Raw genomic sequence first — 25,710 nt, 5'->3', positions numbered from 1 at the left:
CTGCTTCACCAACACCAACCCTGCACGTGGAGAGAACAATAAATGTTGAGATCCCTGAAATTCACCGCTTTGGTCATGGGCATGATCGGTGCGGCACAAGCAATGGCGGCGGGCCCGGACCTGACTGTGGTGTCCTTTGGCGGGGCGAACAAGGCGGCGCAGGTCAAAGCCTTCTACGCACCGTGGGAAGCGGCGGGCAACGGCAAGATCGTGGCGGGCGAGTACAACGGCGAGATGGCCAAGGTCAAAGCCATGGTCGACACCAAGAGCGTGTCCTGGGACCTGGTAGAAGTTGAATCGCCAGAACTGTCCCGTGGTTGCGACGAGGACATGTTCGAGCAGCTTGATCCGAAGTTGTTCGGCAAGACCGAAGACTACGTCAAAGGCGCCATCCAGCCATGCGGCGTGGGCTTCTTCGTGTGGTCGACCGTGCTGGCCTACAACGCCGACAAACTGGCTTCCGCACCGACCAGTTGGGTGGATTTCTGGGACACCAAGAAATTCCCGGGCAAACGTGGCTTGCGTAAAGGCGCCAAGTACACCCTGGAATTCGCACTGATGGCTGACGGCGTTGCGCCGAAAGACGTCTACAAAGTACTGGCCGGCAAGGATGGTCAGGATCGTGCGTTCAAGAAACTCGATGAGCTCAAACCAAGCATTCAGTGGTGGGAAGCCGGCGCTCAACCGCCGCAATACCTCGCCTCCGGTGACGTGGTCATGAGCTCGGCCTACAACGGCCGGATCGCGGCGGTACAGAAAGAAAGCAACCTGAAAGTGGTGTGGAACGGCGGTATCTACGACTTTGACGCATGGGCGATTCCAAAAGGTCTGGACAAGACCCGTGCTGAAGCAGCGAAGAAATTCATCGCGTTCTCGGTAGCTCCGCAGCAGCAGAAGACCTACTCGGAAAACATCGCCTACGGCCCGGCCAACACCCAAGCCGTGCCGTTGCTGTCCAAGGATGTCCTGAAAGACATGCCGACCACCCCGGAAAACATCGCCAACCAGGTGCAGATCGACGTCAGCTTCTGGGCTGACAACGGCGAGCAACTGGAGCAGCGTTTCAATTCCTGGGCTGCGAAGTAACCACGCTATACGGGACGACGGTTCACCGGATGATCGTTCCCACGCTCTGCGTGGGAATGCCGCCCGGGACGCTCCGCGTCCCTGTGACGCAGAGCGTCACTGGATGCGTTCCCACGCAGAGCGTGGGAACGATCAGTACCAAAAGTTCGAGGCGGCGTTTTTCGCCTCTGTAACGATCAAAGATTTCCGGAGTACGCCATGGCTATCGCCGTTCCCGTGAACGCGGGCACTGACCCCACCTTGAAGCAGCGGCTCAAGCACGCCGAGCGGATCAACCGCTGGAAAGCTCAAGCCTTGATCGCGCCGTTGGTGCTGTTTCTGTTGCTGGTGTTCCTGGTACCGATCGTGGCGCTGCTCTACAAAAGCGTCGGTAACCCCGAAGTGGTTGGCGCCATGCCGCGTACCGTGGCAGCCATCGCCAGCTGGGATGGCCGAGGCCTGCCGGCAGAGCCTGTGTATAAGGCCGCCAGCGAAGACCTCGCCGAAGCCCGCAAGAATCAGACCTTGGGTGACTTGTCCAAGCGCTTGAACATGGAGTTGGCCGGCTACCGCAGCCTGCTGACCAAAACCGCACGCGCCTTGCCGTTCGCCACCGAGCCGACTTCCTATAAGGAAGCGCTCGAAGCGCTGGACGAGCGTTGGGGCGATCCGGCCTATTGGCAGGTCGTGCGCCGCAATACCAGTAATGTGACGCCTTATTACCTGCTGGCCGCTGTCGATCACCGTATCGACGACCTCGGTGAGCTGGCCCCGGCCACCCCCGATCAGGCGATCTACCTCGATATCTTTGCCCGGACCTTCTGGATGGGCCTGATCATCACCGTGATCTGCCTGGTGCTGGCCTATCCACTGGCCTACCTGCTGGCGAACCTGCCGTCGCGGCAAAGCAACCTGTTGATGATTCTGGTGCTGTTGCCGTTCTGGACCTCGATTCTGGTGCGGGTCGCCGCGTGGATCGTGTTGCTGCAATCGGGCGGTTTGATCAACAGCGGGCTGATGGCCATGGGCATTATCGATAAGCCGCTGGAGCTGGTGTTCAACCGCACCGGGGTTTACATCTCGATGGTGCACATCCTGCTGCCATTCATGATTCTGCCGATCTACAGCGTAATGAAAGGCATCTCGCCGACTTACATGCGCGCGGCGATTTCCCTCGGTTGCCACCCGTTCGCCAGTTTCTGGCGGGTGTATTTCCCACAGACCTATGCCGGTGTCGGCGCCGGTTGCCTGTTGGTGTTCATCCTCGCCATCGGCTACTACATCACCCCGGCGTTGCTGGGCAGCCCGAACGATCAGATGGTCAGCTATTTCGTCGCCTTCTACACCAACACCAGCATCAACTGGGGCATGGCGACCGCGCTCGGTGGGCTGTTGCTGCTGGCGACGGTGGTGCTTTATCTGATTTACAGCTGGCTGGTGGGCGCCAGTCGCCTGCGCCTGAGCTAAGGGGAGAATGAAATGCTGAGTCCTTACATGTCGCCCATCGAACGGGTGTGGTTCTACAGCTTGCGGATTCTCTGCGGCTTGATTTTGTTGTTCCTGATCCTGCCGGTGCTGGTGATCATTCCGCTGTCGTTCAACTCGGGGAGTTTTCTGGTCTATCCGCTGCAAGGCTTCTCGCTGCACTGGTACCAGGACTTCTTTGCTTCGGCGGAATGGATGCGTTCTTTGAAGAACAGCATGATCGTGGCTCCGGCGGCGACCGTGCTGGCGATGATCTTCGGTACGCTGGCAGCGATCGGCCTGACCCGGGGCGATTTCCCGGGCAAACCGCTGGTGATGGCGCTGGTGATTTCGCCGATGGTGGTGCCGGTTGTGATCATTGGTGTGGCCAGTTACCTGACCTTTGCCCCACTGGGGTTTGGCAACAGCTATACCTCGCTGATCGTCGTGCACGCCGTCTTGGGTGTGCCGTTTGTGATCATCACGGTATCGGCGACGTTGCAGGGGTTTAACCAGAACCTGGTACGGGCCGCTGCAAGCCTGGGGGCTTCGCCGTTGACCGCATTCCGGCGGGTGACCTTGCCGTTGATTGCGCCGGGCGTGATTTCCGGTGCGCTGTTTGCCTTCGCCACCTCATTCGATGAAGTGGTGGTGACGCTGTTCCTCGCAGGTCCCGAACAAGCGACCTTGCCTCGGCAGATGTTCAGCGGCATCCGTGAAAACCTCAGCCCGACGATTGCCGCTGCCGCGACGCTGCTGATTGCGTTCTCGGTGGTCCTGTTGCTGACACTGGAATGGCTGCGTGGGCGTAGCGAAAAACTGCGTACCGCGCAGGTCTGACGGCCAGATGATCGTTCCCACGCTCCGCGTGGGAATGCAGCCCGGGACGCTCCGCGTCCCATCGAGAACGCGGAGCGTCCGTTGAGGCATTCCCACGCGGAGCGTGGGAACGATCGGTAGGTTGCGGGCATGGTTATTCATGACCTGAATAGCAGACAAACCCCAATCCCCAGCTACTATTGTGCCCAGCTCCCCTATCTATAAGAGGCTGCGCACATGAGTCTTTCCTCTTTCAAAATCGCTCACAAACTGATCACTGGCGCAGGTGCCATCGAGCAACTGGCGGCTGAGCTCACACGTCTGGACATCGATAACCCGCTGATCGTCACCGATGCTGCACTGGTCAAGTCCGGCACGGTAGAGCTGGCGCTGGCGCAGCTGGGCGAGCGCAGTTACGAGATTTTCGACCGGGTGCTGCCGGATCCGGAAATCGCCATCGTCGAAGATTGCATGCGGGTTTACCGTGAAGGCGGGCATGACGGACTGATCGGCCTCGGTGGCGGCAGTGCCATCGACATCGCCAAGAGTGTTGCAGCCTATGCCGGTTACCACGGCGCCCTGGAAGACTTGTTCGGCATCGATCAGGTGCCGCGCAAAGGCCCGCCGCTGATTGCTATCCCGACCACTGCCGGTACCGGTTCAGAAGTGACCAACGTGGCCATCCTCTCCGACAAGATCGCGCAACTGAAGAAAGGTATTGTCAGCGATTACCTGTTGCCGGACGTGGCACTGATCAGCCCGCAAATGACCCTGACCTGCCCGCGCAGTGTCACCGCTGCCAGTGGCGTCGATGCGCTGGTGCACGCCATCGAGTCCTACCTGTCGCTCAATGCCTCGCCAATCACCGATGCCCTGGCCATTGGCGCGATCAAACTGATTACCAAAGCACTGCCCAAGGCCTACGCCAATCCATCCCATCTGCAAGCCCGCGAAGACATGGCCACCGCCAGCCTGATGGCCGGCATGGCGTTCGGCAATGCCGGGGTCGGCGCGGTGCATGCGTTGGCGTATCCACTGGGCGGGCGTTTCAACATTGCCCATGGCGTCAGCAATGCCTTGCTGCTGCCGTATGTCATGACCTGGAACAAGATGGCTTGCGTGGAGCGCATGCAGGATATTGCCGAGGCCATGGGGGTGAAGACCGCTCATCTGAGCGCCAACGAAGCGGCGGACAAAGCCGTGGAGGCGATGACCGAGCTGTGTGCAGCGGTAGAAATCCCGCTGGGCCTGCGCAGTTTCGGAGTGCCCGAGGATGCGATCCCGGCCATGGCCGTGGAAGCCGCTGGGATTGAGCGCCTGATGCGTAACAATCCGCGCAAGTTGAGTACCGTCGATATCGAGAAGATCTACCGAGCGGCCTATTAGTACCCAATCATCGCAGCACGGTGCGCGCGTCAAAGCATGAGGTATACAATGCGCGCCATCGTGATTCTGCTCAAAAAAGGTGCGTCATGCAGCCCTTCGTCATTGCTCCGTCGATTCTCTCCGCCGACTTCGCCCGCCTGGGCGAGGAAGTGGACAACGTCCTGGCCGCCGGCGCCGACTTCGTGCACTTCGATGTCATGGACAACCACTACGTGCCAAACCTGACCATCGGCCCGATGGTGTGTGCCGCGCTGCGCAAGTACGGCGTGACCGCGCCGATCGATGCGCACTTGATGGTCAGCCCGGTGGACCGCATCGTCGGAGACTTCATCGAAGCCGGTGCGACCTACATTACTTTCCACCCGGAAGCCACGCAGCACGTCGACCGTTCCCTGCAACTGATCCGCGAGGGCGGCTGCAAGGCGGGCCTGGTGTTCAACCCGGCGACCCCGCTGGACGTGCTCAAGTACGTGATGGACAAGGTCGACATGATCCTCCTGATGAGTGTCAACCCGGGCTTCGGCGGGCAGAAGTTCATTCCCGGCACGCTCGACAAGCTGCGTGAAGCGCGGGCACTGATCGATGCCTCCGGTCGTGATATCCGCCTGGAAATCGACGGTGGCGTGAATGTGAACAACATTCGCGAAATCGCTGCGGCGGGCGCCGACACCTTCGTGGCCGGCTCGGCGATCTTTAATGCGCCGAACTATCAGGAAGTGATTGAAAAAATGCGCTCCGAACTGGCGCTGGCTCGCCCATGAGCGGTTTTGAGCAGCTGTTCCCCGGGCGTCTGCCGCGGCTGGTGATGTTCGATCTGGATGGCACGCTGGTCGATTCAGTCCCCGACCTCGCGGCGGCCGTGGATAACATGCTGCTCAAACTCGGGCGCCAACCTGCCGGTATCGAAGCGGTACGGGAGTGGGTCGGCAACGGCGTGCACGTGCTGGTGCGCCGGGCCTTGGCCAACCACATCGACGCCGAGGGTGTCGATGAGGTCGAGGCTGAGCATGCCCTGGAATTGTTCAACGGCTTTTATGAGGACGGTCACGAACTGACGGTGGTTTACCCCGGCGTGCGTGACACCCTCAAGTGGCTGAACAAACAAGGCGTCGAAATGGCGCTGATCACCAATAAGCCGGAACGCTTCGTCGCGCCGCTGCTGGATCAGATGAAGATCGGCCGTTACTTCAAATGGATCATCGGTGGCGACACTCTACCGAATAAGAAACCCGACCCGGCCGCGCTGTTTTTCGTGATGAAAATGGCCAACATTCCAGCGTCCCAATCGTTGTTCGTCGGCGACTCGCGCAGCGACGTGCTGGCGGCGAAAGCGGCGGGGGTCAAATGCGTGGCCCTCAGTTACGGCTATAACCACGGTCGGCCAATCGCCGAAGAATCGCCGGCGCTGGTGATCGATGATCTGCGCAAACTAATTCCCGGTTGCCTGGATCCGGCCGCTGAGATAACGTTGCCCGACGCTGTTCAATCCCCTCCTGGAAACGCCATCGTGGTGGTCACTCGCAAACTCTGGATGAAAGTCATCAAGGCCCTGGCCCGCTGGCGTTGGCGCGCCTGACTTGATCCTGGCCGGCGTACCGGCGCGTTTGCACACCTGACCGTTAGACCCTCAAGCCACGAGGCACCTCATGATCCGCGAAGAATTCCTGCGTTTGGCCGCTGCCGGCTACAACCGCATCCCGCTTGCCTGCGAAACCCTGGCCGACTTCGACACGCCGTTGTCGATCTACCTGAAACTGGCCGACGAGCCCAATTCCTACCTGCTGGAGTCGGTGCAGGGCGGCGAGAAATGGGGCCGTTATTCGATCATTGGCCTGCCGTGCCGCACCGTGCTGCGGGTTCACGATCACCACGTCAGCGTGACCCACGACGGCGTCGAGATCGAAAGCCACGACGTTGAAGACCCATTGGCCTTCGTCGAAGCCTTCAAGGCGCGTTACAACGTGCCGACCATCGCCGGTCTGCCGCGCTTCAATGGTGGTCTGGTGGGCTACTTCGGTTATGACTGCGTGCGCTATGTGGAGAAGCGTCTGGGCAAATGCCCGAACCCGGACCCACTGGGCGTACCGGACATTCTGCTGATGGTGTCCGATGCGGTGGTGGTGTTCGACAACCTCGCCGGCAAAATGCACGCGATTGTCCTGGCCGATCCATCGCAGGAAGACGCCTTCGAACAAGGTCAGGCGCGTCTGCAAGCGCTGCTCGAACAACTCCGTCAGCCGATTACCCCGCGCCGTGGCCTGGATTTCAGCAAGCAACAGTCTGCTGATCCGGTGTTCCGCTCGAGCTTCACCCAGAACGATTACGAAAAAGCCGTCGACACCATCAAGGAATACATCCTGGCCGGTGACTGCATGCAGGTCGTGCCGTCCCAGCGTATGTCGATCGACTTCAAGGCTGCGCCTATCGATCTGTATCGGGCGCTGCGCTGCTTCAACCCGACGCCTTACATGTACTTCTTCAACTTCGGCGACTTCCACGTCGTCGGCAGTTCGCCGGAAGTATTGGTGCGGGTCGAAGACAACCTGATCACCGTGCGCCCGATTGCCGGCACTCGTCCGCGAGGTGCCAACGAAGAGGCTGACGTGGCGCTGGAAAAAGACCTGCTGTCGGACGACAAGGAAATCGCCGAGCACTTGATGCTGATCGATCTGGGCCGCAACGACACTGGTCGGGTTTCGGAAATCGGTTCGGTGAAACTCACCGAGAAGATGGTGATCGAGCGTTATTCCAACGTGATGCACATCGTGTCCAACGTTACCGGCCAATTAAAGGCCGGGCTGACGGCGATGGACGCACTGCGGGCGATCCTGCCTGCTGGCACCTTGTCTGGCGCGCCGAAGATTCGCGCGATGGAAATCATCGACGAGCTGGAACCGGTCAAGCGTGGCGTCTATGGCGGCGCGGTCGGTTACTTCGCCTGGAACGGCAACATGGACACCGCGATTGCGATCCGTACCGCAGTGATCAAGAACGGCGAACTGCACGTGCAGGCCGGTGGCGGCATCGTCGCCGACTCTGTGCCGGCACTGGAATGGGAAGAAACCCTGAACAAGCGCCGCGCCATGTTCCGTGCGGTAGCCCTGGCCGAGCAGACGCCGGACACCTGAGTTCATGCAATACCTGTGGGAGCGAGCCTGCTCGCGATGGGGCCTGCACTGCTGACATTGATGTTGCCTGGTTCATCGCTGTCGCGAGCAGGCTCGCTCCCACATGGATCTCACCACCATAAAAAACGCGGCGCCTGTGAGGGCTCCGCGTTTTTTATTGCCTGCGGTTTAGAAATCCAGCGCCACCCCAACGCTGATGCCCTGTTGGGTAAAGTCATCATCCTTGCGGAACGTGTAACCACCACGCAGCGCCAGGTCGGCGGTCAACTTGTGGCTGACCCCCAGGCTCACGCGGTTCAAGTGACTCTGCGGCGTATAACCTTCCAGCGTAAAGTCGTTCGCCGGCAGGCTGTTGAGGGCGATGTTTACCTTCTGAACGTCATCTTCGTATTCGCGTTCGTAGGCATATTCGCCAAATACCTGGGTCTGACGGGTGAAGTTGTACTTTCCTTGCAAACCGACACCCAGGCGTTTCGAGTCTCGGGTCTGATCATCAAAGGTCAGCGCCGTGGAGCGGTTGCTGTTTTCCGAGTAGCCGTCGACTTCCACTTTGGCGTAATCGGCGCTGATGAACGGTGACAGATGCCATTCGCTGCCCGGTTGCGCAATGTCATAGCCTAGGCGAGTGCTGAAGGCCCAGAGGTGGCCATCGGTATCACCCTTTTCCCCACCTTCGCTGACGCCCAGGTCGAATTTGCGTTCGAGGTTGTCGTAATCCAGTTTGCCACCGGTCAATGCGGCATCGGCCCACCAGCGATTCTGCTGAAACTGGGCGAAGGCGGTCGCCAGATAGCTATTGAGTTTGTAGTCCGAATCGTTACTACCGGCGTCCAGGTTCTGACGATAGAAGCCTGCTGCCACACCCACGCGCCAGGCTTCATTGAGGCGATAGCTGCCGCCGATATTCAGGTTGTAGCCGCTGCCATCGGCGCTGGCGCCGCTGCTTTGGCTATCGACATCCAGATGCTGGCCACCGCCGGCGACAATCGCGCGCCACTGGCCGACGGCCTGCCAGTTCTCCCAGTCGGATTGCCACTGGCTACGCAGTTCATCCTGATGGGCGCGTAAGGTGGCGTGGGCCATTTCCGGCAGCAGCGTCAGTTCCCAAGGCGCCGACAGCAAGGAATAGGCGTAGTCGGCTATCAGCTTTTGTCCGGCTTCGGTGGGGTGAACCGAGTCGTTATAAATCAGCTTGCTCGGGTCCGGGGTGGCACTGTTGATGCCATACACGGCGTTCTCCGTACAACCGCTGCCGCTAAAACAGGTGGCCGTCAGGTTCTGGCCGGTGGCGAGACCGAAACGCGCCGGGTCGGCGAAGGTTTCCTGCAGCAGCAGTGGAATGTTCAGCGGGATAATTTCGGCATTGATCCCCGCCAGGCGTGTGACCAACTGTTGATTAAAGTCGGTACTCAGCTGTGAGATCGAGGCTTGTAATGGAGTGCCATTGACGGCGGGCGTCAATCCAAGGTCGGGCAGCAGCCAGACCACGATGTATTTGGCGCCGGCGGTTTGCAGGGTCTGCACGCTGTCGGCCAGTTGATTCGCCGCGGTATTGGCCTGGGCGGTATTGAGTACGCGGCCTTGGAGGAAGTCGTTGCCGCCCCCGGAGATGTAATACAGCGCATTCGGATCGGCGCGGAAATTGTTCGTCGGCAGATAGCCTGGTCGGGTGCGTTCGCCCGTGGCGGATTCGGTAGTGATCGAATCCAGAATCTCGTCGGTGCGGTAACCGCCCACGGCCCAGTTGTTGCCATCCACCAGCCCTTCATTGGCGCGTACAGCCGACGTCGAGGCGGCGGTCTGATCTGCTGAGAAACCGAGACGTCCGCCCAACAATTGCGTGGAATTCAGCGAGCGAAATTCACCACTGCCATCCAGGTAGACCGGCCCGGTCCGGTTGGTAAAACGCTGGGTCGCACCGGCAGGGCCGCCCGTGTCGGTAAACTGCCCGGCATCGTTGAGGCTGTCGCCAAAGACGACGAAATTCGAATACGGGTTGGGCGCGGCGATCGCCTGGGAACAGGCAGCAGCGAGCAGGCATCCGGCGAGCGGTACAAACAACGTCTGTTTGATCATGAGCAAGTCCGTTTATTTATTGTTGTTGTAAACGAAACGACAGTACCAAAAACTTCCGGCCCTTTGCCATCTGTCGCGAACCCTTTGATTGTTTCGCGAGCTGTCGCCCCGGCCATATTGCACGCTCTGCCCAGCTAAGTTACTGTGCCGAGACGTATGAATGAGACCTTCCCCGTGTTGATCGTCAGCAAACTCCTGGATCAAGTCATCAAGGCACACGCCCGTTGGCGTTGGCGCGCCTGAATCTTTTCTGCCGGCCTGGCCGGACCTGTACCGCTTTGCCTTCTTTACCTGTATGAAATGCCGCTTTGCTGGCGCCACTCCAGCACCTGACAAAGCGCAGCGCACTGCGGGTAAATCATTCGAAGGCCGTCTTAAAAGTCAGTGAATTCAAGAGGTTCTTAACGCCATGTTGCTGATGATCGATAACTACGACTCTTTTACTTACAACGTTGTGCAATACCTTGGCGAGCTGGGCTCCGAGGTCAAGGTCGTGCGCAACGATGAACTCACCATTGCCGAAATCGAAGCTCTCAACCCTGAGCGCATCGTCGTGTCGCCCGGTCCTTGCACTCCGACCGAAGCCGGTATTTCCATCGAAGCGATCAAGCACTTCGCCGGCAAGTTGCCGATTCTCGGTGTTTGCCTGGGGCACCAATCCATCGGGCAAGCCTTTGGTGGTGATGTGGTCCGTGCCCGTCAAGTCATGCATGGTAAGACTAGCCCGGTATTCCACGAGGACAAGGGCGTGTTCGAAGGCCTGAATCGCCCGCTGACGGTCACCCGCTACCACTCGCTGATCGTCAAGCGCGAAACCCTGCCCGATTGCCTGGAGCTGACCGCCTGGACCCAGCTCGAAGACGGCTCGGTCGACGAGATCATGGGCCTGCGCCACAAAACGCTGAACATCGAAGGTGTGCAGTTCCACCCTGAGTCTATCCTCACCGAACAGGGACACGAATTGTTCGCCAACTTCCTCAAACAAACCGGCGGCACGCGCTAAGGACTTTTCATGGATATCAAGACAGCCCTGAGCCGTATCGTCGGCCACCTCGACCTCACTACCGATGAGATGCGCGATGTCATGCGCGAAATCATGACCGGGCAATGCACGGATGCGCAGATCGGTGCGTTCATGATGGCCATGCGCATGAAGAGCGAAAGTATCGATGAGATCGTCGGCGCCGTGACGGCGATGCGCGAGTTGGCGGACAAGGTTGAACTCAACACCCTCGACGGCGTGGTCGATGTGGTCGGCACCGGCGGCGACGGTGCGAACATTTTCAACGTTTCCACCGCTTCTTCGTTTGTCGTTGCCGCGGCCGGTTGCACCGTGGCCAAGCACGGTAACCGTGCGGTGTCGGGCAAAAGCGGCAGCGCCGACCTGCTGGAAGCCGCAGGTATCTACCTGAACCTGACGCCGGTTCAGGTGGCGCGTTGCATCGACAACGTCGGCATCGGTTTCATGTTTGCCCAGACTCACCATAGCGCCATGAAACACGCCGCCGGCCCGCGCCGTGAGCTGGGCTTGCGCACCTTGTTCAACATGCTCGGCCCGCTTACGAATCCGGCCGGAGTGAAACATCAGGTGGTGGGTGTGTTCAGTCAGGCGTTGTGCCGGCCATTGGCGGAAGTTTTGCAGCGTCTGGGTAGCAAACACGTGCTGGTGGTGCATTCGAAGGATGGCCTGGACGAGTTCAGTCTGGCGGCTCCGACCTTTGTGGCTGAATTGAAGAATGACCAGATCACCGAGTTTTGGGTCGAACCCGAAGACTTGGGGATGAAGAGCCAGAGCCTGCACGGTCTGGCAGTGGAAAGTCCGGCGGCCTCCCTTGAGCTGATCCGCGATGCCTTGGGCAAGCGCAAGACCGAAAACGGTCAGAAAGCCGCCGAGATGATCGTGCTTAATGCCGGTGCCGCGCTGTACGCCGCTGATGTTGCCAGCAGTTTGAAAGAAGGCGTTGCCCTGGCGCACGATGCGCTGCACACAGGCCTCGCTCGGGAAAAACTTGAGGAATTGGGTGCATTTACCGCGGTATTCAAAGTGGAGAATGAGGGATGAGTGTGCCGACGGTTCTAGAAAATATTCTGGCCCGCAAAGTTCAGGAAGTCGCCGAGCGTAGCGCCCGTGTGAGCCTGGCGGAGCTGGAAAATCTGGCCAAGGCGGCCGATGCACCCCGTGGTTTCGCCAAGGCATTGATCGATCAGGCCAAGACGAAACAGCCGGCGGTCATTGCTGAAATCAAGAAGGCTTCGCCAAGCAAAGGCGTGATTCGCGAGAACTTCGTTCCCGCCGACATCGCCAAAAGTTACGAAAAGGGCGGGGCGACTTGCCTGTCGGTGCTCACCGACATCGATTACTTCCAGGGCGCCGATGCGTATCTGCAACAGGCTCGGGCGGCATGCAAGCTGCCGGTGATCCGCAAGGATTTCATGATCGATCCGTATCAGATCGTCGAGTCCCGTGCGCTGGGTGCTGACTGCGTGCTGTTGATCGTTTCCGCACTGGATGACGTGAAAATGGCCGAGCTGGCGGCTGTAGCCAAAAGCGTCGGTCTCGATGTGCTGGTGGAAGTCCACGACGGTGATGAGCTGGAGCGGGCTTTGAAGACACTCGACACGCCGCTGGTGGGCGTGAACAACCGCAACCTGCACACTTTCGAAGTCAATCTGGAAACCACCCTCGACCTGTTGCCGCGTATCCCGCGTGATCGTCTGGTAATTACCGAGAGTGGCATTCTTAACCGGGCCGATGTCGAGCTGATGGAAATCAGCGACGTGTATGCGTTCCTGGTCGGCGAAGCGTTCATGCGCGCCGAAAGCCCGGGTACCGAACTGCAGCGCCTGTTCTTTCCCGAGCGTGGCATTCCAGTGAGCGGTTCTACGCTCGACTGATTGAAAATCGGGGCGCTCCCTTCGCGAGCAAGCCCGCTCCCACATTAGTCCGCGTTCATCCAGACAACGCGAATCCACTGTGGGAGCGGGCTTGCTCGCGAAGGCGGCATAAGATGCACCACAGACTGACCGTCCTATGGAAGACCTTATGACCTCACCAATCCCCCTGACCATCGAAGCCGGCCTGCTCGCCGAGCAGGACCTGCTGGCCCATGTGTGCACCGGTGAGTCGGAATTCGGTCTGCTGTTCTGGCAACCCACTGACCGCGCATTGGTCATGCCTCGTCGCTTGAATCGTCTGCCACAGTTCGAGGATGCCTGCGAAGTCTCCGCTGCCGCCGGCTGGCCGGTATTGCTGCGCGAAACCGGCGGTGAACCAGTGCCGCAATCGGCCTCGACCATCAACATTGCACTGGTTTATGCCCCGCCACGCAGTGAAAGCGATCTGAACCGCATTGAAACCGGCTACCGGCGTCTGTGCGATCCGATCTGTCAGTTACTCGATGAGCTGGGCGGCACTTCGTCGTTGGGCGAAATTGAGGGCGCGTTCTGCGACGGCCGTTTCAACGTCAACCTTGATGGTCGAAAGATGGTCGGCACCGCCCAGCGGTGGCGCCAGAGCAAGGGCGGTCAGCGTCCGGTCGGCCTGGTGCATGGGGCGATGTTGATCGATGACGAGCGAGAGTCGATGGTGGCGGCGGTCAATCGTTTTAACGAAGCCTGTGGCCTGGAGCAGCGGGTTCGCGCTGAAAGCCACATCGCCCTGCATGAAAAGTTTGCCGCTCCTGATGCACTGGAACGGCTCGATACGCTGTACCGACAGTTGCTGGCAGACATGCTCGGAGCTTAAATTCTCGGGTCCTGGTTTTCGAGCTTAGCGCGTACCGAAGACCACCATGGTCTTGCCCTTGACGTCGACCAGATTGCGCTCCTCCAGATCCTTGAGCACGCGGCCGACCATTTCGCGGGAACAACCGACAATCCGGCCGATTTCCTGACGGGTCACTTTGATCTGCATGCCGTCCGGGTGAGTCATGGCGTCTGGTTGCTTACACAGCTCCAGCAGGCAGCGCGCAACGCGACCAGTCACGTCGAAGAACGCCAGGTCGCCGACCTTGCGCGTGGTATTGCGCAGGCGCTGTGCGATTTGTCCGCTGAGTACGTAAAGAATGTCTGGATCTTGTTGGGACAGCTCGCGGAATTTCGCGTAGCTGATTTCCGCGACTTCGCATTCGACTTTGGCGCGCACCCAGGCGCTGCGCTCCTGTTCCAGCCCCGCTTGCTCAAACAGACCCAGCTCGCCGAAAAAGTCCCCGGAGTTGAGGTAGGCAATGATCATTTCACGGCCGTCGTCATCCTCAATCAGGATGGTCACCGAACCTTTGATGATGAAAAACAGCGTGTCCGAGCGGTCACCGGCACAAATGATGTTGCTCTTGGCGGCATAGCGACGGCGTTGGCAGTGCATCAACAGTTTGTCGAGGTTCTTGATTTTGGGTGTGGGGGTAATAGCAACCATGGTTGTATCCCGAAAAGACTGCACGGTATGTTTGTTTTTTTGTAGGCGCTGGCGAAGCCTGCGGTCCTTTTATTCGCTGCAAAGCTGGCGATACGCCATTGATTTGGCGTCAGCTTAACAGACGCATTCCTTCAGGATTCGAGAATTTGCCTACGACGCAGATGGTTATGTCCTAGGAAGGCGAAGCGCTGCCAACCAAGGGCCCTGTGCTAAGCTGGCGACCCTTTTTTAGACAGTGGAGTCTTGGCGATGAAGGCACGCATCCAATGGGCTGGCGAAGCCATGTTCCTCGGCGAATCCGGCAGCGGTCATGTCGTGGTCATGGACGGACCGCCCGAAGCCGGCGGTCGTAACCTGGGTGTCCGGCCGATGGAAATGCTCCTGCTGGGTGTTGGCGGCTGCAGCAATTTTGATGTGGTCAGCATCCTCAAGAAGTCCCGTCAGGCCGTCGAAAGCTGCGAAGCGTTCCTCGAAGCCGAGCGTGCGACCGAAGATCCGAAGGTTTTCACCAAGATCCACATGCACTTCGTGGTCAAGGGCCGCGGGCTGAAAGAAGCCCAGGTCAAGCGCGCCATCGAGCTGTCGGCCGAGAAGTATTGCTCGGCCTCGATCATGCTCGGCGCGGCCGGCGTGGCGATTACCCACGACTACGAAATCATCGAGCTCGGTTGAATCGACGTGCAGACTCAGGTGATGCAAATTTTCTACGCGCGCAACATGCTGAACTAAGAGTTCCGAGTACAAAAAAGGCGACTACATTGGGTAGTCGCCTTTTTTATTACCGAAACGCGGTCCCTGTGGGAGCGGGCTTGCCCGCGATGGGGACGTCGCGGGCGCTGCAATGCTTAGATCCGATACGTACTCTTGGTCATTACCTTGGCCAACAGACTCATCCCGAACTTCACCGGTGCCGGAAAACGAAATCCACCCGCATCCAGCGCACTTTCAGCATGATGCTCTTCATCGATACGCATCTGCTCCAGGATCGCCCGGGATTTTTCGTCCTCGGCCGGCAGTTGCTCAAGGTGTTCATTCAGGTGTTTGCAGACCTGATGCTCGGTGGCAGCAACGAACCCCAGGCTGACTTTGTCGCTGATCAATCCGGCGACCGCGCCAATCCCGAACGACATGCCGTAGAACAGCGGATTGAGGATGCTGGTGTGGCTGCCCAACTGATGAATGCGCTGTTCGCACCACACCAGATGGTCGATTTCTTCTTCGGCGGCGTGCTCCATGGCGGCGCGCACTTTCGGCAGCTTGGCGGTCAGGGCCTGGCCTTGATACAGCGCCTGGGCACAGACTTCGCCGGTATGGTTGATGCGCATCAAGCCGGCGACGTGTCGGGTGTCCTCGTCGCTCATTTGCGCATCCGGCTGCACGATGGCAGGCGACGGACGGTAGGGCTGACCACTGAAGGGCAGCAAAGTACGCATCGCGGCATCGGCTTGCAGCAGAAGACGGTCAATTGGCGAGTAGTGACGTTGGGTAGTCATGCTGACCTCCGGGAAGAATCTCGGCGGCCAGTTTAACTCAATCGGCCGAGGGAGGGTTTGCGCTGGGTCATTTCCGTTGGTGTCACCACCAATCCTGTAGGAGCGAGGCTTGCCCGCGAAGGCGTCCTCAAGTGCGCTAAAAGCTTCGCGGGCAAACCTCGCTCCTACAGGGGCGGTTGATGAATCAGCCCGGCGGCCAGTGCATCTGGCGCTGACCCAGCACGTGCATATGAATGTGATAGACGGTCTGTCCGCCCAATTCATTGCAGTTCATGACCACCCGGAAACCTTCCTCACAGCCCAATTCCAGAGCCAGACGCTGGGCCGTGAACAGAATATGCCCGGCCAAAGCCTTATCGTCCTCGGTGAGGTCGTTAAGGGTGCGCACCGGTTTCTTCGGGACTACCAGAAAGTGTACGGGGGCCTGTGGCGCGATGTCGTGGAAGGCCAGTACCTGGTCGTCCTCATAAATGATCTTCGCCGGGATTTCCCGGTTGATAATCTTGGTGAACAGAGTATCCACAGCTGTTTTCTCCGTTGTTTGGGCTGGCCTGAGTGTAACCATGGGTTATGTCAGAGCCCAGTCTTTTGCCTTGAGGATTTGATCAGCGCGGACAATAGGCTTTGTTGACCATGCCCGCGATTGTCCGGGTCAGCCAGCGTGAGCCGAGCCGCGGCAGGAACGCGAACCAGCGATTCAGGCGACCGGGGATAATAATGGCGCGATTTTTCGCCAGCGCGCGCACGGTATAGAGCGCGACTTCTTCTGGGCTCATCAGCAAATTGCTCGCGACCAGTTTGTCGGTGTCCAGTTGCGCGGTGCGGAAAAACGCCGTGCGGGTCGGGCCGGGGCACAGCACCGATACCTTGACCGCGCACTTTTTCAGTTCAACGCGCAAACCCTCGGAAAAATGCAGCACGTAAGCCTTGCTGGCGTAGTAAGTGCTCATCCAGGGGCCGGGATGGAACGCTGCGACCGAGGCGACGTTCAGAATCTGTCCACCGCCCTGCAAGGCCATGCTGTTGCCGATGGCATGGCACAAGCGAGTGAGGGCCAGGATGTTCACTTCGATCAAGTCTTGTTCGGTCATCCAGTCCTGGGCCAGGAATGGGCCGCAGGTACCGATGCCGGCACAGTTGACCAGCAAATCGATTTGCCGGTCGCCTTCCTCCAGCTCCAGCAAAAAACCGGACAGCCTCAGCGGCTCGCCCAGATCACAGGCACGAAACAGCACCTCCACACCAAAACGTTGAGTCAGTTCAATCGCAATGCTTTCCAGCTGATCACGCTGTCGGGCCACCAGAATCAGGTTGCGGCCGCGCCGGGCCAGCGCTTCGGCCATCGCCAGGCCGATGCCGCTGGAAGCGCCAGTGATCAGAGCGTAACGGGTCATGCAGTTCTCCATCGCAACAGCTCCGCGCCGGCGACGCAGGTGTCACGGGCGGGGAGCGCTGTTCATTCTTTCGCAGAGTCTACAGGGGGCTCGGCTGCTTCGGCTGCATCATCGGATGAATTTGGCGCTGGTTCGGCGTCATCGGCCGGCTCGACTTCAACTTCATCGGTGATCATCGAGCTGCTTTGATAGGTGCTCTCGGTGGCGCTTTCGTACTCATCCTGGATCGCGGTGAGGCCTCCAGTCAGCCCGCCCACAAACATGATTGCGATAAACACCAGCCACAGCGAAGCCAGCACCCTGACCGCGTTGCTATTGGGCGGTGGTGGTGCGCCATATCGGTTGGCCGTGTTGTTACCCGGCACGATCATTATTACAAACGGAAAAACGCTGCCCACGACCGGCACGAGGTTCAGCAGCCAAAGCCAGCCGGACCAGCCGATATCGTGCAGGCGCTGCACACTGAACTGGATGCTGATGAAGGCGAGCACCACGACCAGGATAAAGGCCAGCAGGCCAGCGAGAATCAAGCCGGCAGTCGAGTCTGTGCTAATGAGCGCGAAGCCGAAAATAGCCAACACGGAGCCAACGCCAAGCGTCACCAGCGTAAGAGCCATCGTCCAGGCCAGAAAGCGCAAGCGACCGATGCGGCCAACGAAACTGAAGGCCTTGAGTGCAGAAAACTCCGGCAGTGCTTCGCCGACAGAGGCGCGGGGCGGTGCATAGGGAGAATCGGGATCTGCCGTGACAGGTTGGCTGCTGGCAGGAGCGTGTTCGTGAACGTCGGACAGGTTCAGCTCGATCGAGGGTTCTGTTTCTATTCGGGCATCGATGCCGGTTTTCGTCAGCGCCTGAAGGTAAGTCTGCGCATCGGCGTGGGACAGGTCGCGTTTGAGCGCAACCTGCCGGCCACTGAACAGGCGTTCGATGGCCGCGACGTCGCTCTTGAACAGCTCGGCGAGGTTGAGCTTCGCGGTGGTGACGTCCACACCTGGCAGCAGAGCGCCATCGAAGACGATCTTGAAACGGTTTTCGCTCATGGCCGAGGCATCCTTGTCGCGAGAGTTTGTAATAGTCGGTGTTACAACCAAGGAGTGTAAGGCCCGCCTGTCACCGCGGCCAGCGCTTGGGCAACGCCGCCGCCAGTTCCAGCGCCTTGCGGTATTCGGCATCGAGACGTGCGACCAGTTGATCGACACTCGGCAGGTCCTCGATTTCCCCGACGCCCTGGCCTGCAGACCACACGGTTTTCCAGGCTTTGGCTTCATCGTTCAATGGCTTGAGCTTGGAGCCGAAGTCCACCTCGCCCTTGCCTTGCAGGGCTGCCATGTCGAAACCGGCGGCCTCAAGGCTCCGTCGCATGAAACTCGCCGGTACTCCCGACACCGCTGGAGTATGGACGATGTCTGCGGCTCTGGAAGTCAGGAGCATCTCCTTATACGCGTCAGGCGCATGACTTTCCGTGGTGCCGATAAATCGCGTACCGAAGTAGGCCAAATCCGCACCGAGCAACTGCGCGGCAAGAATTTCATGGCCATGGTTCAGGCAGCCGGCCAGCAACAAGGTCTTGTCGAAAAACTGTCGAATCTCGGCGATCAGTGAAAACGGGCTCCAGGTTCCGGCGTGACCACCGGCGCCCGCAGCCACGGCGATCAAGCCGTCCACACCGGCTTCGGCAGCTTTTTCCGCGTGGCGGCGCGTCGTCACATCGTGAAACACCAGGCCGCCATAGCTGTGTACGGAGTCGACCAATTCCTTCACGGCGCCGAGGCTGGTGATCACGATCGGTACTTTGTGCTCGATGCAGATTGCCAGATCCGCCTGCAATCGCGGGTTGCTGTTGTGGACGATCAGGTTCACCGCATAAGGCGCGGGGTTTTCCAGTTTCGCCAGTCCTGCTTCGATTTCTTCCAGCCAAGTCTTGAAACCGCTGCTCTCACGCTGGTTCAGCGCAGGAAAGCTGCCGACTACGCCATTGCGGCAGCAGGCGAGCACCAGCTCAGGATTTGAAATAAGAAACATCGGCGCTGCTACAACGGGCAGACGCAAACGTTGTTCGAGCAAAGCGGGCAGCGACATTGGAAGTACCCCGGGTGAATGATGCTTGTTGGATTAAAACGGCCGAACGACGACCAGAATTACGATAGCCAGCAATATCAGAACCGGCACTTCATTGAACCAGCGATAAAAGACATGGCTGCGGGTGTTTTCGCCACGGGCAAAACGTTTTACCTGTGCGCCGCACATGTGGTGGTAGCCGATCAGGATCACCACCAGGGTCAATTTGGCATGCATCCATGCACCTTGGGTGAAGTAGGCGCTTGGGTTGAGACTGATCAGCCAGATGCCGAACACCAGGGTGGCGATCATCGCCGGGCCCATGATGCCCCGGTACAGCTTGCGCTCCATGATACTGAAGCGTTCCTTGCTGACGGTGTCTTCGCTTTGGGCGTGATAGACAAACAGGCGCGGCAGATAAAACAGGCCGGCAAACCAGCAGACCATGCTGACGATATGAAGCGCTTTGAGCCACAGATAAAGCATTTTTAGTTATTCCCAGGTTCACGGTAGCGAAGATAGTAGGGGGTAGAGCGTCCGCACGTCACCTTGACGGTTGTCGCAGGGCCGCGCGGCCCCTATTATCGACGGCTTTCCAGTGGGTTCGTTGAGGGCAGGTTTATGGTCAAGGTCGGTATCGTCGGCGGCACGGGTTACACCGGTGTCGAACTGCTGCGTCTGTTGGCACAGCATCCGCAAGCTGAAGTGGTAGTGATCACTTCCCGATCCGAGGCCGGCCTGGCCGTGGCCGACATGTACCCGAACCTGCGAGGCCATTACGACGGCCTGGCTTTCAGCGTTCCGGACATCAAGACCCTCGGGGCTTGCGACGTGGTGTTCTTCGCCACGCCGCACGGTGTCGCCCATGCCTTGGCGGGTGAGTTGCTGGCTGCCGGGACCAAGGTCATCGATCTGTCGGCAGACTTCCGTCTGCAAGACGCCGATGAGTGGGCCAAATGGTATGGCCAGCCGCACGGTGCGCCGGAACTGTTGGAGGAGGCGGTTTACGGCTTGCCGGAAGTCAATCGCGAGCAAATCAAACAAGCACGCCTGATTGCTGTGCCGGGTTGCTACCCGACGGCCACGCAATTGGGATTCCTGCCATTGCTTGAAGCCGGTCTGGCCGATACCACTCGTTTGATTGCAGACTGCAAATCCGGCGTCAGCGGTGCCGGTCGTGGCGCTTCTGTAGGTTCGCTGTACTCCGAGACGTCGGAAAGCATGAAGGCTTACGCCGTCAAAGGGCACCGTCACTTGCCGGAAATCCGCCAGGGCCTGCGTCGTGCAGCGGGCAAGGACGTGGGGCTGACCTTCGTTCCGCACCTGACGCCAATGATTCGCGGCATCCACTCGACGCTCTACGCAACTGTTGTGGATCGCTCGGTGGATCTGCAAGCGTTGTTCGAAAAGCGCTATGCCAATGAACCGTTCGTCGATGTGATGCCTGCCGGCAGCCATCCGGAAACCCGCAGCGTGCGCGGTGCCAACGTTTGCCGTATCGCCGTGCATCGCCCGCAGGATGGTGATCTGGTGGTGGTATTGTCGGTGATCGACAATCTGGTCAAAGGCGCGTCGGGTCAGGCGGTGCAGAACCTGAATATCCTGTTCGGCCTGGATGAGCGCTTGGGTCTGTCCCATGCGGGCATGCTGCCGTAAGGCTTTACCCCGCTCAGCAAAAAGGCCCGTCGAACGGGCCTTTTTGCATTTTGGTCTGACAATTGGGTTGATTGATATACCGTAACAATAGTTGACCGATTTTCTGGGAGAAGCGGATAATGCGCGTCATCACGCATTATGGCGGCGTAACGCCGGGAGATAGTCAGCATGAGCGTCGAATCCTTCACCCCCACGGCTTTGCAATTCACCCACGGTGCCGCGCACAAGGTGAAGAGCCTGGTCGATGAAGAGGGGAATGATCGCTTGAAGCTGCGCGTATTCGTTACGGGCGGCGGTTGTTCAGGGTTTCAATACGGCTTCACCTTCGATGAAGAAGTGGCCGATGACGACACCATCGTCGAGCGCGAAGGCGTCAGCCTGGTGGTCGATCCGATGAGCTTCCAGTACCTGGCAGGTGCCGAAGTGGATTACCAGGAAGGTCTGGAAGGTTCGCGTTTCGTGATCAAGAACCCGAACGCTACCACCACGTGTGGCTGCGGCTCTTCGTTCTCGATCTGATCGCACCCTCACCGTATTACCAAGCGCCGCAAGGTCTCAGGACCCTGCGGCGTTTTGCTGTCAGGGGTTCAGGCTCAGGCGGGGTAGATGGCGCCGAGTACGCGCAGGCCACGGGCACCGGTGACACTCGGACGGTTGGCCGCGATACCTTCCAGGCAGCAATGGGCCAGCCAGGCGAAGGCCATGGCTTCGACCCAGTCCGGGTCTACACCATACGCAGCAGTGCTGCTGACTTTCGCATTCGGCAACAGACTGGCCAAGCGCTTCATCAGCGTGGCGTTGTGCGCGCCGCCACCACAAACCAGCAGCTCCCGGGTATCCGATTGGGCGCTTTGCAATGACTCGATAATGGTCAGCGCAGTCAGCTCAAGCAGCGTGGCCTGTACGTCTTCGGCAGCGAAGGTCGGTAGCTGCGACAGATGCTGCATCAGCCACGGCAGATTGAACACTTCGCGGCCGGTGCTCTTCGGGCCTTGAGTCACAAAGAACGGATCACTGAGCAGCTCGCTCAACAGAACCGGTTGAACCTTGCCGCTGGCGGCCCATTGGCCGTCACGATCAAAGTTGTCGCCGCGTTGCTGGTGAATCCAGGCATCCAGCAGAACGTTGCCCGGGCCGCAGTCAAACCCGGCAACAGGCTTGCCGGGTTCGATCAGGCTGAGGTTGCTGAACCCACCGACGTTCAGTACCGCGCGGTTGCCAGGCCGTTCTTCAAACAGGGCTTCGTGAAAGGCTGGAACCAGTGGCGCACCTTGTCCGCCAGCGGCTACATCGCGGCTGCGGAAATCGCTGACCACGGTGATGCCGGTCAGCTCGGTGAGTAAGGCAGGGTTACCGATTTGCACCGTGAACCCGCGCGCCGGCTCGTGGCGAATGGTCTGGCCATGGCTGCCAATCGCGCGAATGTCGTCGGGCTTCAGGTTTTGTTGGTCGAGGAGGGTGTGAATGCCCTGTGCTGCCAGTTTCACCCAGTTCTGCTGGGCAATGGCGGAGCGGGCAATCTCGTCCGGGCCGCTGGCGCACAAGCCAAGCAGCTCGGCGCGCAGGGAATCAGGCATAGGGATGTAATGGGTGGCTTTCAGCTTGATCGTCGGGGTTTGCTCGATCAACGCAATGTCCAGGCCATCAAGGCTGGTCCCGGACATCACACCTATATAGAGCGCCATGGCTTAGCGTTTCGAAGCCAGCTGAGTGGTTTTCTCTTGATCCATGCGCGCCATCAGCGGTTGGCTTTGCGCGAGGAAGCGTGAGCGTTCAGCTTTGGAGATCGGATCGGCCATCGCCACCTTCTGACCCAGCGGATCGACGTGCACGCCATTGACCTGGAACTCGTAGTGCAAATGCGGGCCGGTGGAGAGGCCGGTGGTGCCGATGTAGCCGATCACCTGACCTTGCTTGACGCTGCCGCCAGTCTTGATGCCTTTGGCAAAGCCCTGCATATGGCCGTATAGCGTGCGGTAGGTATTGCCGTGCTGGATGATCACGGTGTTGCCGTAACCGCCGCGACGACCTGCCAACAATACTTTGCCGTCACCGGCAGCCTTGATCGGCGTACCGCGTGGTGCCGCGTAATCGACACCTTTGTGGGCGCGGATCTTGTTCAGGATCGGGTGCTTGCGGCCCATGGAGAATTTCGAGCTGATGCGGGCGAAGTCTACCGGAGTACGGATAAACGCCTTGCGCATGCTGTTGCCGTCAGCCGTGTAGTAGCTGCTGTTGCCTTGTTTGTTGGTGTAGCGCACCGCGGTATAAGTCTTGCCGCGGTTGGTGAAGCGTGCGGAGAGGATCGGGCCGTTGCCGACAGCTTTGCCATTGACGACCTTCTGCTCGTAAATCACATCAAACTCGTCACCCTGGCGAATATCCTGGGCGAAGTCGACGTCATAGCCAAACACACTGGCCATATCCATGGTCAGGCTGTGGGATAAGCCTGCCCGGGCGGCAGATTGCGACAGCGAGCTGTTGATCACGCCATGAACGTAGGCGGAGCGAACGGTGGGCTTGGCGGTAATGCGATTGAACGCATAACCCTTGTCGTTCTTGGTCAGGCTGATGCTTTCCGTGTCGCTGATTTTGCTGTGCAAATTGGTCAGCTGGCCATCAGGGCTCAGTTCGAACTCAAGCTTCTGGCCATGTTTGAGCTGGCTGAACTGCTTGGCCTGCTTGTCGCTGGCCAGTACTTCATGCACCGAAGTGGCCGGAAGACCGACTTTCTCGAACAAAGTCGAGAGAGTGTCGCCTTTGCTGACAATCACCTCCTTATGACCTGGCGCCTTCTTCTCTTCGACGACTGGCGCGGGAGCAGGGGTGGGGGCGGCCTGGGCGGTTTCCTGAGTCTCTTCGGCGCTGTTTTCGATCTGCGCGAAGGGGGAGGCTGCCGGCTCATTTGTGGCTTGGACGGTGTCGGCGGCGTCTTGGTCTTGTGTCAGTTGTTCTGCGGGGCTTTCCAGTTCAAGACTCAGGGTCGTCTTTTTGGCTTCAACATCACTGGAAGGGAATACCAGAAGCGCCAGGCTGAGAAGGGCGGCGATGCCACTTGCTGCGAGCAAGTGAGTCTTCGGGTAAAGCGGCGGCGCTTTAGACGGTTCTGTGGTCATAGGTAGTTTTGACTTTGAAAAGATGAATTGGAAAAGATGAATGACATGATGAAGACGAAATAACTGTATAAAATATAACCAAATGATCTCTTAAGCAAGTCTGCGAGCGCTCTGTCCGTGGATTGGCGTCCGCGCGCCGGGCAAAACTTGTATTTGGTGCGCGATCTTGTATGGTTGTTCCCCTTTGAATCTGAGCCTTGCGGGTCTGTTATGAAGTCGGTTGAAGAGCAGCTAGCGCTGATCAAACGTGGTGCAGAAGAACTGTTGGTCGAGTCCGAGCTGATCGAGAAACTCAAGCGTGGCCAGCCGCTGCGTATTAAGGCAGGCTTCGATCCGACCGCGCCGGATTTGCACCTGGGTCACACCGTGCTTATTAATAAGTTGCGCCAGTTCCAGGATCTGGGGCACCAGGTGATCTTCCTTATAGGTGATTTCACCGGGATGATCGGTGATCCAAGCGGCAAGAGTGCGACACGTCCTCCGCTCACCCGTGAGCAGGTTCTCGAGAATGCCGAGACCTACAAGACTCAAGTCTTCAAGATTCTTGATCCAGCCAAGACCGAAGTGGCGTTCAACTCCACCTGGATGGATCAGATGGGGCCAGCCGACTTCATTCGCCTGACTTCGCAATACACCGTGGCTCGCATGCTTGAGCGCGACGATTTCGACAAGCGCTACACGACCAATCAGCCAATCGCTATTCACGAGTTCCTCTATCCGCTGGTTCAGGGTTATGACTCGGTCGCATTGCGCGCGGATGTCGAGCTGGGTGGTACCGATCAGAAGTTCAATCTGCTGATGGGGCGTGAGCTGCAGCGTGGTTATGGTCAAGAGGCTCAATGCATTCTGACCATGCCGCTGCTCGAAGGTCTGGATGGCGTGAAGAAGATGTCCAAGTCGTTGGGCAACTATGTCGGTATCCAGGAAGCGCCGGGTGTCATGTACGGCAAGCTGGTCTCTATTCCGGATGTACTGATGTGGCGTTACTTCGAGTTGCTCAGCTTCCGCTCCATGGAAGAGATCAATGCTTTGCGGGCTGACGTCGAGGCGGGTGCGAATCCGCGTGACATCAAGATCAAGCTGGCTGAAGAGATCGTTGCGCGCTTCCATGGTGAAGAGGCTGCGGCCAATGCTCATCGTGCTGCGGGCAACCGTATGAAAGATGGTGAGCTGCCGGATGATCTGCCAGAGATCGAATTGACTGCCGTCGAGGATATGCCGATCGCTGCGGTCCTTAATAAAGCAGGGTTGGTGAAGAACTCCGCAGTGGCGCGCGACCTTCTGGGTTCTGGTGGTGTGCGTATAGATGGTGAGGTTGTCGATCGCACCTTTATATACGTACTGGGCGCGACCCATGTTTGCCAGGCCGGGAAGAAGGCATTTGCGCGTATTACGCTCAAATCCGAATAAAGCTGCAATCAGGGGTTGACGGCAGATTCTGGGCGTCTATAATTCGCCCCACTTCCGGCGCAGTCGAAACGGAAAACTCCTTGGTAAACAAAGAGTTAAGCAGTTTTCGGCAGCGGTTACGCTTCAGTTCATCGAAGCCAGAAGGAGTTGGTAAGGCAGTGTGTTTTCGCCTTATTGACGGTTCGATCCTCTCGGTCGAAAGCGGAGAAAAAGAGGTGTTGACAGCAGCGA

General features: G+C 58.8%; 26 protein-coding genes. 15 read left to right on the top strand and 11 right to left on the bottom strand.

Annotated features, from left to right (window positions below; genetic code table 11):
* Positions 1–42 precede the first annotated feature (42 nt).
* The 7 genes from AC1RQB_RS17970 to trpE all read left to right on the top strand — a co-directional run bounded on the left by AC1RQB_RS17970 (position 43) and on the right by trpE (position 7,862).
* Complete coding sequence (locus AC1RQB_RS17970; RefSeq protein WP_008067442.1) at positions 43–1,086, top strand: ABC transporter substrate-binding protein; 1,044 nt, start codon at positions 43–45, stop codon at positions 1,084–1,086.
* Positions 1,087–1,284: 198 nt separating this feature from the next.
* Positions 1,285–2,532 (top strand): ABC transporter permease, encoded by a 1,248-nt coding sequence (locus AC1RQB_RS17965; protein WP_063342372.1) that lies wholly within the window; start codon positions 1,285–1,287, stop codon positions 2,530–2,532.
* Positions 2,533–2,544: 12 nt separating this feature from the next.
* Complete coding sequence (locus tag AC1RQB_RS17960) at positions 2,545–3,369, top strand: ABC transporter permease (RefSeq protein ID WP_008008331.1); 825 nt, start codon at positions 2,545–2,547, stop codon at positions 3,367–3,369.
* Between the two features lie 216 nt (positions 3,370–3,585).
* On the top strand, positions 3,586–4,734 hold the full coding sequence (locus AC1RQB_RS17955) for an iron-containing alcohol dehydrogenase (protein WP_063342373.1): 1,149 nt from the start codon (positions 3,586–3,588) through the stop codon (positions 4,732–4,734).
* 86 nt (positions 4,735–4,820) lie between these two features.
* Positions 4,821–5,495, top strand: coding sequence for a ribulose-phosphate 3-epimerase (gene rpe, locus AC1RQB_RS17950; protein WP_007906892.1), 675 nt, complete (start codon positions 4,821–4,823; stop codon positions 5,493–5,495).
* Positions 5,492–6,310: a phosphoglycolate phosphatase gene (locus AC1RQB_RS17945; protein WP_063342374.1), complete on the top strand. Its 819-nt coding sequence runs from the start codon at positions 5,492–5,494 to the stop codon at positions 6,308–6,310. The genes rpe and AC1RQB_RS17945 overlap by 4 nt, the downstream gene beginning before the upstream one ends.
* 70 nt (positions 6,311–6,380) lie before the next feature.
* Complete coding sequence (trpE, locus tag AC1RQB_RS17940) at positions 6,381–7,862, top strand: anthranilate synthase component I (protein ID WP_008067450.1); 1,482 nt, start codon at positions 6,381–6,383, stop codon at positions 7,860–7,862.
* 168 nt (positions 7,863–8,030) lie between these two features.
* Here the strand turns inward: trpE and estP are convergent, their stop codons facing one another.
* Positions 8,031–9,938, bottom strand: coding sequence for an esterase EstP (gene estP / locus AC1RQB_RS17935; RefSeq protein WP_063342375.1), 1,908 nt, complete (start codon positions 9,936–9,938; stop codon positions 8,031–8,033).
* Positions 9,939–10,347: 409 nt separating this feature from the next.
* Here estP and AC1RQB_RS17930 point away from each other — a divergent pair, with 409 nt between their 5' ends.
* The 4 genes from AC1RQB_RS17930 (at position 10,348) to AC1RQB_RS17915 (ending at position 13,683) form a co-directional block, all read left to right on the top strand.
* A complete protein-coding gene (locus AC1RQB_RS17930) occupies positions 10,348–10,941 on the top strand; it encodes an aminodeoxychorismate/anthranilate synthase component II (protein WP_008067458.1) in 594 nt (197 codons plus the stop codon).
* Positions 10,942–10,950: 9 nt separating this feature from the next.
* A complete protein-coding gene (gene trpD / locus AC1RQB_RS17925; protein ID WP_063342376.1) occupies positions 10,951–12,000 on the top strand; it encodes an anthranilate phosphoribosyltransferase in 1,050 nt (349 codons plus the stop codon).
* Entirely contained in the window at positions 11,997–12,833 is an 837-nt protein-coding gene (gene trpC / locus AC1RQB_RS17920; protein ID WP_008067459.1) for an indole-3-glycerol phosphate synthase TrpC, read from the top strand. The genes trpD and trpC overlap by 4 nt, the downstream gene beginning before the upstream one ends.
* Positions 12,834–12,981: 148 nt before the next feature.
* A complete protein-coding gene (locus tag AC1RQB_RS17915) occupies positions 12,982–13,683 on the top strand; it encodes a lipoate--protein ligase family protein (RefSeq protein WP_008067460.1) in 702 nt (233 codons plus the stop codon).
* Positions 13,684–13,707: 24 nt separating this feature from the next.
* Here the strand turns inward: AC1RQB_RS17915 and crp are convergent, their stop codons facing one another.
* Entirely contained in the window at positions 13,708–14,352 is a 645-nt protein-coding gene (gene crp, locus AC1RQB_RS17910; protein WP_007941656.1) for a cAMP-activated global transcriptional regulator CRP, read from the bottom strand.
* Positions 14,353–14,601: 249 nt separating this feature from the next.
* Between crp and AC1RQB_RS17905 the strand changes: the two genes are divergently transcribed.
* Complete coding sequence (locus AC1RQB_RS17905) at positions 14,602–15,024, top strand: OsmC family protein (RefSeq protein ID WP_003176451.1); 423 nt, start codon at positions 14,602–14,604, stop codon at positions 15,022–15,024.
* 173 nt (positions 15,025–15,197) lie between these two features.
* Here the strand turns inward: AC1RQB_RS17905 and coq7 are convergent, their stop codons facing one another.
* The 6 genes from coq7 to hemJ all read right to left on the bottom strand — a co-directional run bounded on the left by coq7 (position 15,198) and on the right by hemJ (position 19,783).
* Entirely contained in the window at positions 15,198–15,845 is a 648-nt protein-coding gene (coq7, locus tag AC1RQB_RS17900) for a 2-polyprenyl-3-methyl-6-methoxy-1,4-benzoquinone monooxygenase (protein WP_008008345.1), read from the bottom strand.
* Positions 15,846–16,029: 184 nt separating this feature from the next.
* Entirely contained in the window at positions 16,030–16,368 is a 339-nt protein-coding gene (locus tag AC1RQB_RS17895; RefSeq protein ID WP_007906873.1) for a histidine triad nucleotide-binding protein, read from the bottom strand.
* An 82-nt stretch (positions 16,369–16,450) separates the two neighbouring features.
* A complete protein-coding gene (locus tag AC1RQB_RS17890) occupies positions 16,451–17,239 on the bottom strand; it encodes an SDR family NAD(P)-dependent oxidoreductase (RefSeq protein WP_032830065.1) in 789 nt (262 codons plus the stop codon).
* A 62-nt stretch (positions 17,240–17,301) separates the two neighbouring features.
* Positions 17,302–18,279 (bottom strand): DUF805 domain-containing protein, encoded by a 978-nt coding sequence (locus tag AC1RQB_RS17885; protein WP_063342377.1) that lies wholly within the window; start codon positions 18,277–18,279, stop codon positions 17,302–17,304.
* A 70-nt stretch (positions 18,280–18,349) separates the two neighbouring features.
* A complete protein-coding gene (locus AC1RQB_RS17880) occupies positions 18,350–19,318 on the bottom strand; it encodes an NAD(P)H-dependent flavin oxidoreductase (RefSeq protein WP_008067464.1) in 969 nt (322 codons plus the stop codon).
* A 33-nt stretch (positions 19,319–19,351) separates the two neighbouring features.
* Positions 19,352–19,783, bottom strand: a complete 432-nt coding sequence (gene hemJ, locus AC1RQB_RS17875) for a protoporphyrinogen oxidase HemJ (RefSeq protein ID WP_007906869.1) — start codon at positions 19,781–19,783, stop codon at positions 19,352–19,354.
* A gap of 135 nt (positions 19,784–19,918) precedes the next feature.
* Here hemJ and argC point away from each other — a divergent pair, with 135 nt between their 5' ends.
* Positions 19,919–20,953, top strand: coding sequence for an N-acetyl-gamma-glutamyl-phosphate reductase (argC, locus tag AC1RQB_RS17870; RefSeq protein WP_007941665.1), 1,035 nt, complete (start codon positions 19,919–19,921; stop codon positions 20,951–20,953).
* A gap of 168 nt (positions 20,954–21,121) precedes the next feature.
* Complete coding sequence (erpA, locus tag AC1RQB_RS17865) at positions 21,122–21,472, top strand: iron-sulfur cluster insertion protein ErpA (protein WP_007906865.1); 351 nt, start codon at positions 21,122–21,124, stop codon at positions 21,470–21,472.
* Between the two features lie 74 nt (positions 21,473–21,546).
* On the opposite strand, the gene AC1RQB_RS17860 is transcribed toward erpA, so the two are convergent.
* Positions 21,547–22,638, bottom strand: a complete 1,092-nt coding sequence (locus AC1RQB_RS17860; protein ID WP_063342378.1) for an anhydro-N-acetylmuramic acid kinase — start codon at positions 22,636–22,638, stop codon at positions 21,547–21,549.
* 3 nt (positions 22,639–22,641) lie between these two features.
* Entirely contained in the window at positions 22,642–24,069 is a 1,428-nt protein-coding gene (locus AC1RQB_RS17855) for a peptidoglycan DD-metalloendopeptidase family protein (RefSeq protein ID WP_063342379.1), read from the bottom strand.
* A gap of 210 nt (positions 24,070–24,279) precedes the next feature.
* Here AC1RQB_RS17855 and tyrS point away from each other — a divergent pair, with 210 nt between their 5' ends.
* A complete protein-coding gene (gene tyrS, locus AC1RQB_RS17850; protein WP_063342380.1) occupies positions 24,280–25,479 on the top strand; it encodes a tyrosine--tRNA ligase in 1,200 nt (399 codons plus the stop codon).
* On the opposite strand, the gene AC1RQB_RS17845 is transcribed toward tyrS, so the two are convergent.
* The coding region (locus tag AC1RQB_RS17845) for a hypothetical protein (RefSeq protein WP_493094943.1) at positions 25,466–25,710 on the bottom strand (245 nt) is incomplete at its 5' end. The genes tyrS and AC1RQB_RS17845 overlap by 14 nt on opposite strands.

Source organism: Pseudomonas sp. GW822-FHT02E03 (assembly GCF_058802325.1).
Note: the sequence above shows the minus strand (reverse complement) of the source record. Positions and strands in the feature narration are given on the sequence as shown.

What these genes read in the sequence shown, in the direction of transcription:
- rpe (WP_007906892.1), top strand. Translation starts at nt 4,821, where the DNA reads ATGCAGCCCTTCGTCATTGCTCCGTCGATTCTCTCCGCCGACTTCGCC.
- crp (WP_007941656.1), bottom strand. Translation starts at nt 14,352, where the DNA reads ATGGTTGCTATTACCCCCACACCCAAAATCAAGAACCTCGACAAACTG.
- coq7 (WP_008008345.1), bottom strand. Translation starts at nt 15,845, where the DNA reads ATGACTACCCAACGTCACTACTCGCCAATTGACCGTCTTCTGCTGCAA.
- AC1RQB_RS17885 (WP_063342377.1), bottom strand. Translation starts at nt 18,279, where the DNA reads ATGAGCGAAAACCGTTTCAAGATCGTCTTCGATGGCGCTCTGCTGCCA.
- trpC (WP_008067459.1), top strand. Translation starts at nt 11,997, where the DNA reads ATGAGTGTGCCGACGGTTCTAGAAAATATTCTGGCCCGCAAAGTTCAG.
- AC1RQB_RS17880 (WP_008067464.1), bottom strand. Translation starts at nt 19,318, where the DNA reads ATGTCGCTGCCCGCTTTGCTCGAACAACGTTTGCGTCTGCCCGTTGTA.
- AC1RQB_RS17965 (WP_063342372.1), top strand. Translation starts at nt 1,285, where the DNA reads ATGGCTATCGCCGTTCCCGTGAACGCGGGCACTGACCCCACCTTGAAG.
- trpE (WP_008067450.1), top strand. Translation starts at nt 6,381, where the DNA reads ATGATCCGCGAAGAATTCCTGCGTTTGGCCGCTGCCGGCTACAACCGC.
- AC1RQB_RS17860 (WP_063342378.1), bottom strand. Translation starts at nt 22,638, where the DNA reads ATGGCGCTCTATATAGGTGTGATGTCCGGGACCAGCCTTGATGGCCTG.
- hemJ (WP_007906869.1), bottom strand. Translation starts at nt 19,783, where the DNA reads ATGCTTTATCTGTGGCTCAAAGCGCTTCATATCGTCAGCATGGTCTGC.
- erpA (WP_007906865.1), top strand. Translation starts at nt 21,122, where the DNA reads ATGAGCGTCGAATCCTTCACCCCCACGGCTTTGCAATTCACCCACGGT.
- AC1RQB_RS17890 (WP_032830065.1), bottom strand. Translation starts at nt 17,239, where the DNA reads ATGACCCGTTACGCTCTGATCACTGGCGCTTCCAGCGGCATCGGCCTG.
- trpD (WP_063342376.1), top strand. Translation starts at nt 10,951, where the DNA reads ATGGATATCAAGACAGCCCTGAGCCGTATCGTCGGCCACCTCGACCTC.
- AC1RQB_RS17915 (WP_008067460.1), top strand. Translation starts at nt 12,982, where the DNA reads ATGACCTCACCAATCCCCCTGACCATCGAAGCCGGCCTGCTCGCCGAG.
- argC (WP_007941665.1), top strand. Translation starts at nt 19,919, where the DNA reads ATGGTCAAGGTCGGTATCGTCGGCGGCACGGGTTACACCGGTGTCGAA.
- AC1RQB_RS17960 (WP_008008331.1), top strand. Translation starts at nt 2,545, where the DNA reads ATGCTGAGTCCTTACATGTCGCCCATCGAACGGGTGTGGTTCTACAGC.
- AC1RQB_RS17945 (WP_063342374.1), top strand. Translation starts at nt 5,492, where the DNA reads ATGAGCGGTTTTGAGCAGCTGTTCCCCGGGCGTCTGCCGCGGCTGGTG.
- estP (WP_063342375.1), bottom strand. Translation starts at nt 9,938, where the DNA reads ATGATCAAACAGACGTTGTTTGTACCGCTCGCCGGATGCCTGCTCGCT.
- AC1RQB_RS17930 (WP_008067458.1), top strand. Translation starts at nt 10,348, where the DNA reads ATGTTGCTGATGATCGATAACTACGACTCTTTTACTTACAACGTTGTG.
- AC1RQB_RS17905 (WP_003176451.1), top strand. Translation starts at nt 14,602, where the DNA reads ATGAAGGCACGCATCCAATGGGCTGGCGAAGCCATGTTCCTCGGCGAA.
- AC1RQB_RS17855 (WP_063342379.1), bottom strand. Translation starts at nt 24,069, where the DNA reads ATGACCACAGAACCGTCTAAAGCGCCGCCGCTTTACCCGAAGACTCAC.
- AC1RQB_RS17970 (WP_008067442.1), top strand. Translation starts at nt 43, where the DNA reads ATGTTGAGATCCCTGAAATTCACCGCTTTGGTCATGGGCATGATCGGT.
- tyrS (WP_063342380.1), top strand. Translation starts at nt 24,280, where the DNA reads ATGAAGTCGGTTGAAGAGCAGCTAGCGCTGATCAAACGTGGTGCAGAA.
- AC1RQB_RS17955 (WP_063342373.1), top strand. Translation starts at nt 3,586, where the DNA reads ATGAGTCTTTCCTCTTTCAAAATCGCTCACAAACTGATCACTGGCGCA.